Origin of the sequence: Terrisporobacter glycolicus ATCC 14880 = DSM 1288, assembly GCF_036812735.1 — a bacterium.
Taxonomy (GTDB): domain Bacteria; phylum Bacillota; class Clostridia; order Peptostreptococcales; family Peptostreptococcaceae; genus Terrisporobacter; species Terrisporobacter glycolicus.
Genome location: NZ_CP117523.1, coordinates 3,534,139 through 3,552,204 on the forward strand (window position 1 = coordinate 3,534,139; position 18,066 = coordinate 3,552,204).

The window sequence follows — 18,066 nt, forward strand, 5'->3', positions numbered from 1 at the left end:
TAGGAAAACTTACTTATTATAAATTAGCATGATTTTATTTTTTATTAATTCTTAATAGAAAATTGATTCCATTAACATTACGAAGTAGTTATCAAAAGTTTTTCCTTTATCTTCTAATTTAGTATAATCAACTTCTACTCCGAATTTTTCTTTAGTTAATTCATTTAATTTTTTTGCATCTTTATAGTCAAAGTCATTTTCAATGACTTCTTTAGCAACTTCTACTGCAAATTGTGGCATATAAACAGTTACAGGTATTGGCCATCCTGAAAGTCTACCTTTCATACCAGCTGAATCAACCTTTTCACTTATCATATTATTTATTTTATCAAAATTAGATTGATCCTCTTCACTTATTTCAAGTCCAAGAACTGTTGGATAAGCTTGAGTAGGTGTTGGACAACATTGTTCAGCTACTGTATATTTTAAGTTTAATGCTTCTTTTATTATTACATCATACATTGGACAATTTGAACCAAATATATTAGTATCTTTCCCATATTTCTTTATTTGTCTTGGTATATCTTCTTGTAAAAATTGTTGCATAGCTTCCACACTATCTCCTGTTTGTGGATCTGGTGTTACAACTTCAACAAATTTCATACCTAATTTTTTACAAGTTTCTTTCATCTTGTCTTTTCTAGCAGATATTAATGGCTTAGATAAGTGAGTTGGGAATGAGTAGTGAACAAAAGTTTTAGCTCCCATTTTATTTGCTTTTTCAACTATAGTTCTTCCTCTTTCTAGCCAGTTAGTATCTAAGTTTAAGTCTATATATTTACTCATCATTTCTGGCTCATCAAATATTGGAGCAGTTATTGTAAGTATATCTGGATTTTTTTCTTTAATTTGTTGGAATGCAGGTATTAATCCTGATTGTCCTGATGAAACAACCACAGCTTTCATAAGTGGGTCGTCTGCTGCTGATACTATTGTACTTATACATGTTTCTATTTCTTCTTCAAAGTTTTCAGGTAAAGTTAAATGTTTTACTATTTCTGGGTATTTCTTAGCCATTTCTTCACCAGCACGGTACTCATCTTCACTTGTTGACAAAGTAGGTGTAACAATTGCTATATGATATTCATCTTTACTATTCTTTTCTCCCCCGCTTTGTGTACATCCCGTTAAAAACGTTACCATCATTACTGCCGATAATAATACTGATAATAATTTCTTCATCCTCATCCTCCACATAATATATTCATTCTAATTATATGAAGCATCTTATACAAAGTAAATATTATTATTAAAACTATAAATATATATAAAATTATATGCATATAGTCTATAAATAGGGGTTATATATAGATTTTTTCTATATATAACCCCTTTAAAAACAAATATTTATTTCCAATTTATAATAATTCTTTAAACAATCTTAAAGCATTTTTATAAAATACTTTCTCTATATCTTCTTCTCTAAAACCCGACTTCTTCATTTCATCATAAATTAACTGCATCTTTGATGAATTTTCAAATTCTAAAGGACAATCTATACCATCAAAGTCACTACCAATTCCCACACAGTCTATCCCACCAGTATTAGATATATATTTAATATTATTAATAATATCTTCAATCTTACTAATATCGTTAGATTTATAATTATTATTTAAAAATGAAGAATAAAAATTTACGCCAATAACCCCACCTCTTTCTCCTATTTTTTTTATCATATCATCTGTTAAATTTCTTTGATGAGAACACACATTTCTAGCATTGGAATGGCTAGCAATAAAAGGCTTGCTCGTATTATTATAAACATCATAAATTCCATCATCTGATAAATGAGAAACATCTATAATCATTCCTAAACTCTCCATCTCATTTATAAATTCAAACCCTTTTTCTTTTAAACCTTTTCTTTCATTTTTTTCTTCATCATAAAAACAACCATTTGGATAAGACAATTCATTTTCATAATTCCACGTTAATGTCATCATTCTTACACCTAGTCTATAAAAATTTCTAAGTAATGATAAGTTCCCCTTACAAACTCCACCTTCTTCTATGGATAGTAATGCTGACATCTTATTGTTTTCAATATTCTTTAATATATCTTCATAATTATAAACTATTCCAATATCATCTTTATTTTTTTCAACTTCATCATAAAGTAAATCTATATAACTAAGGCAAGATTCTAAAGGTTTATTATTACTTCCCAAATCTACATATGATGCAAAAACTTGAAGCATATAATCACCTTTCTTCATTTTTTCTATATCTAAATGTAATTTATTTTTTTTTAAATTTATATTTTCTCCACTTTTTCTAATATCATATAATTGTGATATTGTATCACAATGAAAATCAACTATTTTCATTTATTTCCTCCTAAAAACTTCTTTTTATATTTATTATTTTTGATCTATTTTATTATATAAATCATAAGTAATATCCTGCATAAGTCTTTCATACTCAGGAACATTTACATTGTTTCCGCAAAAACATACTATGAATGGTTCCTTAGCAAATACTATGCCCACATCATGAGTTATATTAGTATCTTCTCCTGTTTTATGAGCAATCTCAATTTTAGGTTTCAGACTATGCAAGAAAAAAGGCATTTTTCCATTTAGCCTTTGATTTTTTAAAATACTTATCATTTCTTCACTAGATTTTTCATCAATTAAATCTTTATTATACATTTTCTCTAACAAATATCCCACATCACTTGCACTTATATAGTTTTCTAATCCTAATTCTGCTTTTTCGCTATCAAACATTTTACGATTAAGAACTGTATTTTTTAACCCTATCTCTTTTATTGTTTTATTAATATTATCCATTCCTAATTTATCAATCAATATATTTGTAGCATAATTATCACTAAGAATTATCATAAGTACGTACAAATCTTTCAATGTTACCCTTAAATCTTCTCTCATATAATTTAATGCTCCACAAGAAGGCACCTTATCATCTTCACAAGTTATAAAAAATTCTTCTTTTTTTATCTTATCTTCTTTTATTTGCTTAAAAGCTTCTACTAAAATTGTAAGTTTTATAACGCTGGCTGCTAGCATAATTTTCTCTTCATTATATCCAATAGTATTATTCGTTGTTAAGTTTTTATAATAAAAAGATACATCACCCTGCATATTTTTTAATTTACTAATTATAGTCTCCATCATAACTCCCCCTATTTAATTTAATTATATTATTAATATAATTCTACTCTATATAACCCATAAGTGCACTTTCATTAAATCAATTATGATATAATTTAATTATCATGCTTTAAAAATACTAAAGGGGGATTTATGTTTAAAGATATTAAAAAGAAAAAAAGAGAATTGAGTAAGGAAAATACACTAGAAGTATTAAAAAATGGAAGAGAAGGAATATTATCTACTATAAGTGAAAATGGATATCCTTATGGTATCGCTGTAAATTACGTTTATCATGACAATTGTATATATTTCCACTGTTCTAATAGCGGTCATAAATTAGAAAATATAGCTAAAAATAATAAAGTTTCTTTCTTTGTAAATTCTGATATAACAATTCTTCCAAAAGATTTTACTACTCATTACAAAAGTGCAGTAATATTTGGACATGCATCTATAGTTAATGATAAAGAAAAAAGAGATGCAATTATTGCAATAGGAGAAAAATATTCTCATCCTCATATGGAAGAAGGTATAAAATACATAGATAAAGCACTCAATTCATTTACTGTAGTTAAAATAGAAATTGATCATATAACTGGTAAATATAGTGATGGAGCTAATTAAATAAAAATAGACTAAAATTCCTAATATCCATGGAACTTTAGTCTATTTCTTTTTTTATTTATTAAATTTATTATGGTCTAATTATATTAGTAGCTCCTGCTAATTCTTCTACTATAGAATACATATTAGTTACTTTACCAACTTGTAATTTATCTTGTAAATTATAGAAGTTCAAGCAAGTCCCACAATTTAATATTTCCACACCATGTTCTTCTAGCATTTTTAAGTCTGCTATAGAATCTGAACCTTCAGCTGATAATTTTACACCGCTATTATATAATAAAACAGCTTTTGGATATTTATCTAATTGAGTTATAGCATATATAAATCCTTTAATAAGAACTTTTCCTAACTCTTCATCACCTTCACCCATTTTATCACTACTTAATACTACTACCATTTTTTCTTCTTTTTCAACAGTGCATACAACTTCTTCAGCTATTTTATTTTTAGCAACTTCTCCACATTGTACCTTTATAACAAAGTGATTTTCACTTACTTTTTCATAAGTAGATTCTAAATTTTTTTGACTAACCATTTTTGTTACATTTTGTACAGCTATTTCATTATCTACGCTTACTTCCACAATAGCTGACTCAGTTAATGCATCTATTGCTTTTTTGGCTTTAACAACTGGTATAGGACAATTATCTCCTATTGCATTTACTTTTACTATATTCATCTTGCGCCTCCTAAATATTGCTTGTCTATATCTTTTTATTTAAATCCAATAATAGCAGCTCCTAAAGCTCCTATTATTTGGGCATCTTCTGCTATAAATATTTCCTTATTTAAATTGTTTTCTAACATTTTAACTAACTCTTTACTTTGTGCCAAACCTCCAGTAAAAGCTATTGTATCTTCCAATCTAGCCTTATTTAGTATAGATACTCCCTTATTAGCAATAGATTTTAATATACCTGCTGCTATATTTTCCTTAGGAATATCTTGTGCCAAAAGACTTACTATCTCTGATTCTGCAAACACAGTACACATACTAGAAATATTTTCAGGAGTTGCATCTTTAGCCAAATCATCAATATTTTCTATATCACTTCCTAGCTTGTTAGAAGTAACCTCTAAAAACTTACCTGTACCTGCTGCACATTTGTCATTCATTATAAAATTAACAACATTTCCATTATCATCAATATTTATAACCTTACTATCTTGTCCACCTATATCTAATATTGTTCTAATATTTTTATTTAAAAAGAAAATTCCCTTTGTATGACAAGTTATTTCTGTAACTGTTTTATCAACGAAGTCCATACTAACTCGTCCATAACCAGTTCCTATTACTCTTTTTATTTTACTACTGTCAATTCCATCTATCAAGGCCTCATAAGCTTCCTTTGATGTTTTCTTAGGACTCCATCCCGTTGGTACAATAACCTTTTTTGCTATTTTTTCTCCATCAAATAATACAGCTTTTGTTGCGACAGACCCTGAATCTATGCCAATACTATATATCTCCACTAAACTAACAACCTTCCTATTCTCCAATTATTTGTAAAAATAACCTTTCCAGATTTTATTTCCATAAATAAAGATTATTTTTATATCTAACACATAATTAATTTCTTTTCTTCAATCATCTCTATAAATGCTTCAAATCTTGTTCTTAACTGTTCTGTGTCTGACTGAGAATAGTCAGTTTCAATAGCCATATAATGAATATTTTTATCATTAACCACAAATTCTTTTATTCTATTTCCTTCCACATTAAATGGATGACATGATTGAAGGGCCACATCTATTACACCATCAATCTTAAACTCTTCTATTAAGTCTTCTAACAATTCTATTCTCTTGTCATTATTCATCATGCAAGCACATCCTATATTTAAATACTTTTTAGCTATAGCATCATAAACATCTGGATTGCTTTCATCAACTAGTTCTCTATTATTTCTTATAGATGAACATAACTCATAAGCAACTATTGATCCACCAGATTCTTCTATTGTATTAATAATTTTATTTGTACATCCACCAATTGGAGATCCTGTAATTAATATTCTAGGTGCATCTTTTTTTACAGGAGATTCTCCTCTTTCATATCTTGCTTTTGTATCATCAATTACTTTTCTTAATTCTTTTTTTAATGCATCCCTATCAAACTTAAATTGAGCTTGATAAGAAACTTGGTACAATTCCATTCCTGTTAAAGCTGAAGGCTCTAATTTTCCTAAATCATAGTACTCATTTAATAGTCTTCTCTCTTCATTTTTATCCTTAATAGCTTCTCTTATATCATCTTCACTTATAGTAGTATTTAATTCTTTTTCTAATACTTCTTTTAATACAATTATTTCATCTTTCCAAAGATTAAACTCATGCTTTCCAGTTGCTCTATTAGGCATTTGCATTATATGTGTTGGTTTCACTTTACCTAACTCTTCATACATCTTTTTCTTTCCATCACAAGTTGTTTCCCCAATAAGTAGGTCAGAGAAATAGAAATATGGACATGTATCAGTTATTGCATGACCATAACTTGACTTTATTAAAGGACATAGATTTCTTGGTAGTATTTTTTCCGCTTCTGGAATTGCTTCCTCACTTACTCCACATACTCCTACTGGAACAGCCTTTGCAGCAATAGGTAACTCAGATGGTGTAAAACAGCAAAATGTTCCTACCATTTTTCTTCCACTATCTTTAACTTCTTTAGCTGCTAAAAAACCATCTTTTCTTGCTTGCGCAAAACTTTCAAATTGACTTGGTAAATTACTCATTTATATCCCCCTAAAAACAATAAATTATATTCTATTATTCAGTTTAAATCATCTTCATAGTACCAAATCTAAATATAAAAAACTATATTTATTGAAATTATTTATATAATCAACTTATTTATCATTTTTTTCTATAATTAAGTTAATTTTAAAGCCCCATTACTATCTTGTTAAAAATAAAAAAAGATAAACTTTTATAAAATAAAAGTCTATCTTTTTACATAAAAAAAATTACGTGGCTACGTGCTACTCTCCCAGGGGGTCGCCCCCCAAGTACCATCGCCGCTCAAGAGCTTAACTTCTGTGTTCGGAATGGGAACAGGTGTATCCTCTTTGCTATAATAACCACATAATCTTTATATAAAGTATTAACTTTTGTTAGTACTTTCAAAACTGCTAACATTTAATGTTTCCATCATATTTATTGGTCAAGTCCTCGACCTATTAGTATCAGTAAGCTACATATGTTACCACACTTCCACCTCTGACCTATCAACCATGTAGTCTTCATGGGGTCTTAACCTTACGGTGGGAAATCTTATCTTGAAGTAGGCTTCGCGCTTAGATGCTTTCAGCGCTTATCCTTTCCGTACTTAGCTACCCAGCTATGCCCTTGGCAGAACAACTGGTACACCAGCGGTACGTCCATCCCGGTCCTCTCGTACTAAGGACAGGTCTCCTCAAATTTCCTACGCCTGCGACGGATAGGGACCGAACTGTCTCACGACGTTCTGAACCCAGCTCGCGTACCACTTTAATGGGCGAACAGCCCAACCCTTGGGACCTACTACAGCCCCAGGATGTGATGAGCCGACATCGAGGTGCCAAACCTCCCCGTCGATGTGGACTCTTGGGGGAGATCAGCCTGTTATCCCCAGGGTAGCTTTTATCCGTTGAGCGATGGCCCTTCCATGCGGTACCACCGGATCACTAAGTCCGACTTTCGTCCTTGCTCGACCTGTATGTCTTGCAATCAAGCTCTCTTCTGCCTTTACACTCTACGTACGATTTCCGACCGTACTGAGAGAACCTTTGAGCGCCTCCGTTACTCTTTAGGAGGCGACCGCCCCAGTCAAACTGTCCACCTGACAGTGTCCCACTACCTGATTCAAGGCAGCTGGTTAGAATCCCAGTACTACAAGGGTGGTATCCCAAGGATGGCTCCACACAGACTGACGTCCATGCTTCATAGCCTCCCACCTATCCTGTACATGTAGCACCGAGACTCAATGTCAAGCTACAGTAAAGCTCCATGGGGTCTTTCCGTCCTGTCGCAGGTAACCGGCATCTTCACCGGTATTACAATTTCACCCAGTCTGTTGTTGAGACAGTGCCCAAATCGTTACGCCTTTCGTGCGGGTCGGAACTTACCCGACAAGGAATTTCGCTACCTTAGGACCGTTATAGTTACGGCCGCCGTTTACTGGGGCTTAAGTTCACTGCTTCGGTTACCCTAACAGATCCCCTTAACCTTCCAGCACCGGGCAGGCGTCAGCTCCTATACATCGTCTTGCGACTTAGCAGAAACCTATGTTTTTGGTAAACAGTCGCTTGGGCCTATTCTCTGCGGCCATGTTTCCATGGCACCCCTTCTCCCTAAGTTACGGGGTCATTTTGCCGAGTTCCTTAACAACAGTTCTCTGGCTGGCCTTAGGATACTCTCCTCACCCACCTGTGTCGGTTTGCGGTACAGGCACCTTTAACCTCGATAGAGACTTTTCTCGACAGTGTGAAATCAGCTACTTCGCTACTAAATTTCGCTCCGCATCGTACCCCAGCATTATTCAGGCGGATTTGCCTACCTGAACTGCCTCAATACTTGCCCGCACATAACCAACAGTGCGGTTAGCTTATCCTACTGTGTCATCCCATTTCTCAAACGGTTATTGGTGGTACAGGAATATCAACCTGTTGTCCATCACCTACGCCTTTCGGCCTCGGCTTAGGTCCTGACTAACCCAGGGCGGACGAACCTTCCCCTGGAAACCTTGGGTTTACGGCCTGTGGGATTCTCACCCACATCTCGCTACTCATGCCAACATTCTCACTTCTATACAGTCCACATCTCCTTACGGTAATGCTTCAATCCATATAGAAAGCTCTCCTACCCATCATAAATGATGCCGTAGCTTCGGTAGTACGTTTTAGCCCCGGAAATTTTCGGCGCAGGATCACTCGACCAGTGAGCTATTACGCACTCTTTAAATGAGTGGCTGCTTCTAAGCCAACATCCTGGTTGTCTGTGCAATCCCACATCCTTTACCACTTAACGTACATTTAGGGACCTTAGCTGACGATCTGGGCTGTTGCCCTTTTGACTATGAATCTTATCACCCACAGTCTGACTCCCAAGCATAAGAATACGGTATTCGGAGTTTGATAGTCTTCGGTAAGTGCAATACCCCCTAGGACATTCAGTGCTCTACCCCCGTTTCTCTAAATCTTGAGGCTAGCCCTAAAGCTATTTCGGAGAGAACCAGCTATCTCCGGGCTCGATTGGAATTTCACCGCTATCCACAGGTCATCCCCGAGCTTTTCAACGCTCGTGGGTTCGGTCCTCCACGAAATTTTACTTTCGCTTCAACCTGCCCATGGATAGGTCGCCCGGTTTCGGGTCTACGTCAACTAACTATACGCCCAGTTAAGACTCGCTTTCGCTGCGGCTCCACACCTTAAGTGCTTAACCTTGCTAGGTAACGTAACTCGTTGGCCCGTTCTACAAAAAGTACGCAGTCACACAAATAATGTGCTCCTACAGCTTGTAAGTGTAGGGTTTCAGGTTCTCTTTCACTCCCCTCCCGGGGTTCTTTTCACCTTTCCCTCACGGTACTATACGCTATCGGTCACTAGGTAGTATTTAGGCTTGGAGGATGGTCCCTCCTGCTTCCCACAGGGTTTCACGTGTCCCGTGGTACTCTGGATCATATCTGAAGTCTTCTTGTTTTGACTACGTGGCTTTTACACTTTATAGCGGAGCTTTCCAACTCTCTTCGTCTACAATAGCCTCTTCGTTATGATATGTCCGCAACCCCAGTGAAGAAAACTTCACTGGTTTGGCCTGTTCCGCGTTCGCTCGCCGCTACTTACGGAATCGAATTTCTTTCTCTTCCTCCGGGTACTTAGATGTTTCAGTTCCCCGGGTTCCCCTCGCATAGCTATGTATTCACTATACGATACTTAGACATTACTCTAAGTGAGTTTCCTCATTCGGAAATCTTGGGATCACAGTTTACGTGCAACTCCCCCAAGCTTATCGCAGCTTATCGCGTCCTTCATCGGCTCCTAGTGCCAAGGCATTCGCCCTACACCCTTAATAACTTGACCAGTTATTAAATTTGATATTTTTAAAAGTTATCTTCTTTATATGATATATTTTTTAAGAAGTTTATCTTCTTCTTTATATAATGTCATATCACTAAATGTTATGCAGTTTTCAAAGTACTAAAGCACTTATTAAATAAGTACTAATGGTGGAGATGAGGAGGATCGAACTCCTGACCCCTTGCGTGCAAGGCAAGTGCTCTCCCAGCTGAGCTACACCCCCATATGCTTTTCAACAAAATATATTATAATCACTTTGTCGAATGTTGTCAATATTATTTTTTAAGAGTTTTAAAGAACCCTCAAAATTAAACAGTAGGTTAATTCTCCCTAGAAAGGAGGTGATCCAGCCGCACCTTCCGATACGGCTACCTTGTTACGACTTCACCCCAGTTATTGATTTCACCTTCGACACTCGCTTCCCAAAAGGGTTAGCTAAGTGGCTTCGGGCGCCCCCAACTTCCGTGGTGTGACGGGCGGTGTGTACAAGACCCGGGAACGCATTCACCGCAGCATTCTGATCTGCGATTACTAGTAACTCCAGCTTCATGTAGGCGAGTTTCAGCCTACAATCCGAACTGAGAATGGCTTTAAGGGATTAGCTCGGCCTCACGACTTGGCTGCCCTCTGTACCACCCATTGTAGCACGTGTGTAGCCCTAAGCATAAGGGGCATGATGATTTGACGTCATCCCCACCTTCCTCCAGGTTATCCCTGGCAGTCCCTCTAGAGTGCCCAACTTAATGCTGGCAACTAAAGGCAAGGGTTGCGCTCGTTGCGGGACTTAACCCAACATCTCACGACACGAGCTGACGACAACCATGCACCACCTGTCACTTCTGTCCCCGAAGGGAAAAATGCGATTAGGCATCGGTCAAAAGGATGTCAAGCTTAGGTAAGGTTCTTCGCGTTGCTTCGAATTAAACCACATGCTCCGCTACTTGTGCGGGTCCCCGTCAATTCCTTTGAGTTTCACTCTTGCGAGCGTACTCCCCAGGCGGAGTACTTAATGCGTTAGCTGCGGCACCGAGGGGGGTAACCCCCGACACCTAGTACTCATCGTTTACGGCGTGGACTACCAGGGTATCTAATCCTGTTCGCTCCCCACGCTTTCGTGCCTCAGTGTCAGTTACAGTCCAGAAAGCCGCCTTCGCTACTGGTGTTCCTCCTAATATCTACGCATTTCACCGCTACACTAGGAATTCCACTTTCCTCTCCTGCACTCAAGTCTCCCAGTTTCAAGAGCTTACTACGGTTGAGCCGTAGCCTTTCACTCCTGACTTAAGAAACCACCTACGCACCCTTTACGCCCAGTAAATCCGGATAACGCTAGCCCCCTACGTATTACCGCGGCTGCTGGCACGTAGTTAGCCGGGGCTTCCTCCTCAAGTACCGTCATTATCTTCCTTGAGGACAGAGTTTTACGACCCGAAGGCCTTCATCACTCACGCGGCGTTGCTGCATCAGGCTTTCGCCCATTGTGCAATATTCCCCACTGCTGCCTCCCGTAGGAGTTTGGACCGTGTCTCAGTTCCAATGTGGCCGATCACCCTCTCAGGTCGGCTACTGATCGTCGCCTTGGTAAGCCGTTACCTTACCAACTAGCTAATCAGACGCGGGTCCATCTCATACCGCCGGAGCTTTGATAAGAAATACATGTGAATCTCTTATATTATCCTGTATTAGCATACCTTTCGGTATGTTATCCATGTGTATGAGGCAGGTTACCCACGCGTTACTCACCCGTCCGCCGCTCTTCACCGAAGTGAATCGCTCGACTTGCATGTGTTAGGCACGCCGCCAGCGTTCATCCTGAGCCAGGATCAAACTCTCATAAAAAAGTTGTCCATTGCTCAGACTAATCATTATCTGAATATCTGGCTTGGTTTGTTTGTTGTTTCAGTTTAATTCTTAAAGAATTAATTTATTGTTAACCTACTGTTTAATTTTCAAAGTTCTTTGTTTGTTTCAACTTCTTTATCTTACCAAAGTTGTTTTTATTTGTCAACACTTTATTTAATTTGTTGATTCTTAAATAATTAAGTGTTTTGTCTTTTTTCGAAGACAAGTATAAGTCTATCATTATTAAAATATATTGTCAACAATTTTTTTATATTTTTATTATTTGTTTTTTTCATATAATTATTCTTTGTAAATACTTATATTTATTAAATTTATATATACATAAAAAGACTGCAAGATAAAATCAAGCAGTCTTTAATATTTCATAATATAACCTTAGTTATAACAAGAATATAGCAACTATAGTTGTTACTACAAATCCTATCATAATAGGTATAAAGTTTCTTTTACCTAATTCTATTGGGCTAACTCCGCAAATAGCTGCTGCTGCAACAAGTGACCAAGGAACTAAGCATCCGCCCCCTACCCATATAGCCGCTATTTGACCTAAAGCTGTAAGAACAGCTACATTTGCATGAATTGCATTACCAAATACTAAAGCCAATGAACCTGCTAGTGACATTCCTGAGAATCCTGATCCATCAAGTCCTGTAATACCACCAACAACTGTTTCAATTCCTGCTGCTGCGATTTTATTAAATGGCACTGCATTTGATAAAGCCATACCAATATCCGATAATAAACCTTGAGATCCTTTTGCCAAAACATCTCCAAATACTGTTGTTACTGATGCATCCCCCAAATAGAAAAATGCTGCTATTGGTATTATTATTGCAAAAATACTTATAGCAAAACCAAATCCATGAATTATATGTTGGCCTACTTTATCTAAACATTCTTTAGGGCTACTTAACGCATTTACAAAAACTAATAGTGCTACTGATGTTCCTCCTAGTAAAGCTGTTGCATCTCCACCTTTTAAGTTATACATATACATTCCTACTATATCTAATATGAACGCTACTGCTACAACAAGCACAGAAATTTTTGCTTTTGGTCCAACTTCTTTAATTTCCACTTCCGACTCTCTAGCCACTGCTAACTCTTGATCAAACATACCTCTTTTCATATCTCTTCTTAACATATAAAATGCCACTGATATGGTTACTATTGCCATGGTCCAATATAGTGGCATACCTTCCATAATTACTGACTGTACCGGTATACCTGCTGCACCCGCAGTTATACTTGGAGCCCCCTGAATTACGAAGTCAGTAGATAAGGCTAATCCATGACCAAATAAGTTAATAGCTACTGCTAAGCCCATAGCTGGCAATCCTGATCTAATTGCTATCGGTAGGAATATTGCACCTATTAATGCACATGCTGGAGATGGCCAGAAAAACCACGACATTAATAACATTGCTACACCTGAAACAAAAAATGCTGTTGTAGGGTTTTTTATTACTTTTGCAAATGGCTTTACCATAAAATCTATGGCATGATTTTCTTCTAATGCTTTAGATAGGGCTACCATAATACCTATGATTAGTATTATTCCTCCCAGTTCATTAAGTGCTACAACAAAGGAATTAAAAACTCCATTGAGTGCTCCTACAAAGTTTTTCGTAAAGAATAGTCCTAGGAAAAATATACCCAGTACACAAGGTACTACGCTTTCTTTTTTCAAAATCATAGTAATCAAAATTATTACCATGAAAATGATGTAGATGTAATGTGCGCCTGTCAAAACCATAATAAATTTCCCCTTTTCCACGATAAGATAATAACATTATATGTTTTATCAAAATAAAGTGTTCTTAACATATTCATTCACTTACTTCTATAAATCTTCAGTTTTTGTCATATTCTATAAATAAATTTGTTGTTTATTATTTAAAAATATACAATTTAACACTGAAAAGAAGGAATATTTCATCTATATCAGAATATAATTTATGGTTGGCGTAAAATTTTTAAATAAAAATGCAAATGATATAACTATTTTAAATTATTTTTGTTATAATCTTTTTATCATTATTTAATAGGGGGACTTTATGAAAAGGGAATTTCAAGTTAGCTATAAAAAAGAAATCCTTCGATTTGCCTTACTATTGGGGGAGCAAATGCTTATTAACGGTGCAGAAACTGCTAGAGTTGAAGATAGTGTCCTAAGAGTTTGTAAATCAAGAGGATTTAAACATGTCAATGTTTTTACTACACCAACTTGTGTAATAATATCAGACGAAAAATTTGATGGTCTTACATTTATGAAGACTATCTCTAAAAGAACTATTAACCTTACCAAAATAGATAGATTAAATGATATATCTAGAGATTTTGTTCAAAATGAAGATATTGATCCACTGGAAGCTATTGGTAGGTTAAGAGAAGTTGATGCAGTAAGAGATTATAACCAATTTGTTTATTTCATTGGTACTGCAATGGCTTCCGCATCATTTGCATACTTAATAGGTGGTACTGGTGTTTTAGATTTTGTACTTACATTAATCATAGCTACCATAGGGGTTATTATTTATAACAAAACACTAAAACTAAACCAAATACCTTTTTTTGCAACACTAATAAGTTCCTTTTCCATAGCTGTTCTTGGTAATTTATTAGTTCAATATGGTATAATTGTAAATTCTACCTCACTAGTGGTTGGTTCTATCATGCCGCTTTTACCTGGTGTTTCTTTTATTAAAGGACTAAGGGATTTAATTTCTGGTAATTTAATTGCGGGTATATCAAGAATAGTTGAGTCATGTTTGATTGCTGCAGCCATAGCTGTTGGTGTTGGTGTTGTCCTTGACTTAGCTGTTAGGTTTGGAGGTTAGTTAAATGAGTTTACTTAATTTATTAGAGAATTTCTTTTTCTCATTTTTAGCTACTGTAGGATTTTCAATATTCTTCAATTCTCCTATAAAATCTTTAATTCCAGCAGGAGCTATTGGTGGTGTAGGATGGACAGTTTATATGATATTATTTAATTTTTCTGGAAATGCTATTTTGGCAAACTTTTTTGCAGCTGCATTAATTTCTCTTCTTAGTGAGATATTAGCTAGAAAAATGAAGTATCCTGCTATTATATTTGTTATACCAGGTATCTTACCTTTAATACCAGGATTAGGACTTTATAATACCATGTTATCTTTAGTTGAAGAAAGATATACAGACGCCATATCAATTGGTACTAATGCTTTATTTGTAAGTGCTTCAATTGCAATGGGTGTACTATTAATTACATCTTTGGTTAAAACTTATTATATAATTCTTTTTAAAATTAATAATAAAAAACTACAGTTAAAAAAGCTTATAAAATAGTTTTTAATATATAAAATTAAAGTAAAAAAACTTTATAATAAAAAGAAGCATTTGTTATTAAATGCTTCTTTTTATTATAAATATCTTTATTTTTCTTCTATTATTTTTGTTACTTTGGGTATATACTGTCTACTTTGCTTAAATTTAGCATCATTTTTTCTCAGTAATAAATAAGATATACCAGTACAAATTAAACCAACCACTCCACTTATAACTTCAATGGGACCTGAAAATTTAATTAAATCTAATATATAATATGTTAATATTGTTCCCACAAGTAAAAATATTAAAGGAACTAAGTAAGCAAGCATTGTAGCTTTAAGCACCTTTACACTTTCCATACTAACTTCTACACGATCTCCTGTTTTGGCTCCTATAGAGTTCTCTACTTCTACTACTAAGTCTTGACATTCTGACGATAACTTAGTGCACTTACCACAAGATGCACAAGCCGAATGACGTTGCATTATCATTTTTGCAGTTCTGTTATCCACAATGTCTATAATAAATCCCTGTTGATTCATGATTTCATCCCCTTCATATAGAACCTAAACTAGAGAATAAGTTATTACTCTTTCATAAAAAAACTTAATTTTTTATCTATAATATGTTCCGTTAATACCTATTTATTAATAACCCATATTACAGTATTTCTCTCACACCCGAAAGATCATGTACTTTTCAGGCAGGTCTCCTGACTTAAAATCATCCTACTAACTTCTCCTTCCCATTTTACCAGTGGAGTTAAAGCTCTCCAAAGCTCTAAGTTTTCGTCATTATCACAGTAGCGGGGGCTGCTGTGGATTTTCACCACATTCCCTTTTAAGCCCTTTGGCACCTTGAATAATATACTCATTCTCTAGTCAAATGCATATTTTACTATGCACTTTAATTATAAAATATAATGTTTTTTTCTACAATAGGTTTTCCTTTTTATAATAAGGTTCCACATGAATGATAACCTGGCAATTTGGATTAATTTTATTTTTAATCTCTCTTTCTATATTATGAGAAAGACTATGAGCCTCTTCAGTAGTTGTATTTGCATCAATCATAATATGCATATCAACATAAATATCATTTGCACTCCCTCTGCTTCTTATTTTATGAATATTTTTTATCTCATCAAAAGAATTTAATATCTCAGTAATTTTTTCTTCTCCTACAACTGCTTTATCCAATAATATACCAATTGATTCTTTAAAAATTTCATAGGATGCTTTTAGTATAAATAAAGATATGACTATAGATATAATAGGATCTATAACTTGTGGCAAACCTAGTTTAATTCCTATTAATGATACTAAAACACCTACAGATATAAAAATATCACTTTTAGTGTGGATAGAATCAGATATCAATATAAAACTTTTGTATTCTTCTCCTTTTTTTCTTTCATATATGGTAACAAAAATATTTATACAAATAGTTAATATTAATGAAATTAAACTTATTAATGTTATATTTAGCTCACTTGGGTTTATAAATCGGCTAAATCCAGTAAATAAAGTTTTCAAACCTAGAAATAAAAGCATACCTCCAATAAACAAACTAGCAATTATTTCAGATTTCTTATGTCCATAAGGATGTTCTTTGTCAACTGGTATACTAGCTATGGTAATTCCAATCAAGCCCACCACATTAGATAATCCATCAGACAAAGAATGAACCCCATCTGTACTTAAACTAGCACTATTTATTAAATAACCAACTGCTATCTTCGTTATTGCTACTCCTAAGTTAGCAAATAAAATTATCCATAAAACAAACTTAACTTTATTGTAATTTTCATTATTACAATAATCAATTTCACTTCCCATAAATACCCCTCCAATTTTGAATTACATTAATAGTTAATAATATTTATCATTGTCTTATATACTCAAAAATCCATGGACTATGCCCATGGATTAATAAAATATTATTTAGTTTTTCTATTATCAATATATTCAAATAAAGTAATATTTGTTCCTTCTTCTCCGTTAACTAAATTTAATAATGTTACTCCTATAAGTCTTATATCTTTATGATTATGTTCTATATTTTTAAATAAGTTAAAGATGTTAGTTCTAATATCCTCATGAGAACATACGGGATTGATTAAGCTAGCACTTCTAGTTATTTGCCTAAAATCTCCATACTTTATTTTTAAAGTTACAGTCCTTCCCATCTTTTTTATACTTTTTGCTCTTTGAGATACTTCCTCACAAAGCTCATCTAAAATATTAATCAACTTTTCATCTTCTATATCTAAGTTTTCACTCAAAGTAGTTTCTGCACCTATGGACTTTCTTTCTCTATTAGGCTCAACAGGTCTATTGTCTATGCCTCTTGATAGTTGATAAAATAAATATCCTCGATTTTTAAAAATTGATTCCAATTCATTTATGTCCAATTGTCTTAAGTCATATCCTGTATTAATTCCTAAATTATGAAGAACCCTTTGAGTTACCTTTCCTACTCCGAAAAATTTACTTATCGGAAGATTATCAAGAAAACTTTGTGTATTATCTTCTCTTATAATAGTAAGTCCATTTGGTTTGTTATAATCTGAAGCTAATTTAGCTAAAAACTTATTATAAGATACTCCTGCAGATGCAGTTAATCCAGTTTTTTCATAGATTTCTTTTTTAATTAGTTGAGCAACTTCTGTGGCATATTTTATATTAAATTTGTTTTCTGTAACGTCTAAATAAGCTTCATCAAAAGATAAGGGTTCTACTAAATCTGTATATTTATGAAAAATACATCTTATTTCATAGGATACTTGTTTGTATACTTCAAATCTTGGTCTTACAAATATGGCATATGGACATCTTTTATATGCAGTTTTACACGGCATTGCAGAATGAATTCCATACTTTCTTGCTTCGTAAGAACAGGTTGCAACTACACCCCTACCTTGAGGATTCCCTCCTACAACTACAGGTTTTCCTTTTAAATGTGGATTATCCCTTTGTTCAATTGAAGCATAAAATGCATCCATATCTATATGAATTATTTTTCTTTGATTTTTCATACTTATCACCCTTTATTTATTTAAATTAATCTTGTTACATTGTAAAATAGGC

13 protein-coding genes, 1 tRNA gene, 3 rRNA genes and 1 riboswitch are annotated in these 18,066 nt (G+C 34.1%); of the genes, 3 read left to right on the top strand and 14 right to left on the bottom strand.

The genetic code is table 11. From position 1 onward, the window contains the following. Positions 1–51: 51 nt before the first annotated feature. From TEGL_RS17240 to TEGL_RS17250, 3 genes are all read right to left on the bottom strand, one after another. On the bottom strand, positions 52–1,182 hold the full coding sequence (locus TEGL_RS17240; RefSeq protein ID WP_018591719.1) for a DUF3798 domain-containing protein: 1,131 nt from the start codon (positions 1,180–1,182) through the stop codon (positions 52–54). Between the two features lie 176 nt (positions 1,183–1,358). Then, positions 1,359–2,330 (bottom strand): dipeptidase, encoded by a 972-nt coding sequence (locus TEGL_RS17245; RefSeq protein WP_018591720.1) that lies wholly within the window; start codon positions 2,328–2,330, stop codon positions 1,359–1,361. A gap of 33 nt (positions 2,331–2,363) precedes the next feature. Continuing rightward, on the bottom strand, positions 2,364–3,140 hold the full coding sequence (locus tag TEGL_RS17250; protein ID WP_033316527.1) for a serine hydrolase: 777 nt from the start codon (positions 3,138–3,140) through the stop codon (positions 2,364–2,366). A gap of 129 nt (positions 3,141–3,269) precedes the next feature. Between TEGL_RS17250 and TEGL_RS17255 the strand changes: the two genes are divergently transcribed. Beyond that, on the top strand, positions 3,270–3,743 hold the full coding sequence (locus tag TEGL_RS17255; RefSeq protein WP_018591722.1) for a pyridoxamine 5'-phosphate oxidase family protein: 474 nt from the start codon (positions 3,270–3,272) through the stop codon (positions 3,741–3,743). 70 nt (positions 3,744–3,813) lie between these two features. Here TEGL_RS17255 and yedF read toward each other — a convergent pair whose 3' ends face one another. The 8 genes from yedF to TEGL_RS17295 form a co-directional block, all read right to left on the bottom strand. Further along, positions 3,814–4,425 carry a sulfurtransferase-like selenium metabolism protein YedF gene (yedF, locus tag TEGL_RS17260; RefSeq protein ID WP_018591723.1) on the bottom strand — a complete coding sequence of 204 codons (612 nt, stop codon included), beginning with the start codon at positions 4,423–4,425 and terminating at the stop codon, positions 3,814–3,816. Between the two features lie 35 nt (positions 4,426–4,460). Then, a complete protein-coding gene (locus tag TEGL_RS17265) occupies positions 4,461–5,249 on the bottom strand; it encodes an acyl-CoA dehydratase activase (RefSeq protein WP_330360106.1) in 789 nt (262 codons plus the stop codon). Positions 5,250–5,308: 59 nt separating this feature from the next. Next, a complete protein-coding gene (locus tag TEGL_RS17270; RefSeq protein ID WP_018591725.1) occupies positions 5,309–6,484 on the bottom strand; it encodes a double-cubane-cluster-containing anaerobic reductase in 1,176 nt (391 codons plus the stop codon). Between the two features lie 233 nt (positions 6,485–6,717). Beyond that, positions 6,718–6,834 (bottom strand): 5S ribosomal RNA (gene rrf / locus TEGL_RS17275). Positions 6,835–6,908: 74 nt separating this feature from the next. Further along, positions 6,909–9,808, bottom strand: a 23S ribosomal RNA gene (locus tag TEGL_RS17280). A 144-nt stretch (positions 9,809–9,952) separates the two neighbouring features. Further along, positions 9,953–10,028: transfer RNA gene (locus TEGL_RS17285), tRNA-Ala, on the bottom strand. Positions 10,029–10,139: 111 nt separating this feature from the next. Beyond that, a 16S ribosomal RNA gene (locus tag TEGL_RS17290) occupies positions 10,140–11,644 on the bottom strand. Together the 16S, 23S and 5S rRNA genes with 1 tRNA gene alongside form the textbook arrangement of a ribosomal RNA operon. A gap of 403 nt (positions 11,645–12,047) precedes the next feature. Next, on the bottom strand, positions 12,048–13,424 hold the full coding sequence (locus TEGL_RS17295) for a hypothetical protein (protein WP_018592248.1): 1,377 nt from the start codon (positions 13,422–13,424) through the stop codon (positions 12,048–12,050). 301 nt (positions 13,425–13,725) lie between these two features. Here TEGL_RS17295 and TEGL_RS17300 point away from each other — a divergent pair, with 301 nt between their 5' ends. Together TEGL_RS17300 and TEGL_RS17305 are read left to right on the top strand one after the other, a co-directional pair. Then, the gene (locus tag TEGL_RS17300; RefSeq protein WP_018592247.1) at positions 13,726–14,508 is read left to right on the top strand and encodes a threonine/serine ThrE exporter family protein; all 783 of its coding nucleotides are present in this window, start codon (positions 13,726–13,728) and stop codon (positions 14,506–14,508) included. Between the two features lie 4 nt (positions 14,509–14,512). Next, positions 14,513–14,995, top strand: a complete 483-nt coding sequence (locus TEGL_RS17305) for a threonine/serine exporter family protein (protein WP_018592246.1) — start codon at positions 14,513–14,515, stop codon at positions 14,993–14,995. An 86-nt stretch (positions 14,996–15,081) separates the two neighbouring features. Here TEGL_RS17305 and TEGL_RS17310 read toward each other — a convergent pair whose 3' ends face one another. The 3 genes from TEGL_RS17310 to dinB all read right to left on the bottom strand — a co-directional run bounded on the left by TEGL_RS17310 (position 15,082) and on the right by dinB (position 18,014). Continuing rightward, on the bottom strand, positions 15,082–15,519 hold the full coding sequence (locus tag TEGL_RS17310) for a SoxR reducing system RseC family protein (RefSeq protein WP_018592245.1): 438 nt from the start codon (positions 15,517–15,519) through the stop codon (positions 15,082–15,084). 144 nt (positions 15,520–15,663) lie between these two features. Further along, a riboswitch (cobalamin riboswitch) is annotated at positions 15,664–15,852 on the bottom strand. A gap of 57 nt (positions 15,853–15,909) precedes the next feature. Continuing rightward, complete coding sequence (locus TEGL_RS17315; protein WP_018592244.1) at positions 15,910–16,815, bottom strand: cation diffusion facilitator family transporter; 906 nt, start codon at positions 16,813–16,815, stop codon at positions 15,910–15,912. 101 nt (positions 16,816–16,916) lie between these two features. Beyond that, the gene (gene dinB, locus TEGL_RS17320) at positions 16,917–18,014 is read right to left on the bottom strand and encodes a DNA polymerase IV (RefSeq protein ID WP_018592243.1); all 1,098 of its coding nucleotides are present in this window, start codon (positions 18,012–18,014) and stop codon (positions 16,917–16,919) included. Between the last annotated feature and the right edge of the window lie 52 nt (positions 18,015–18,066).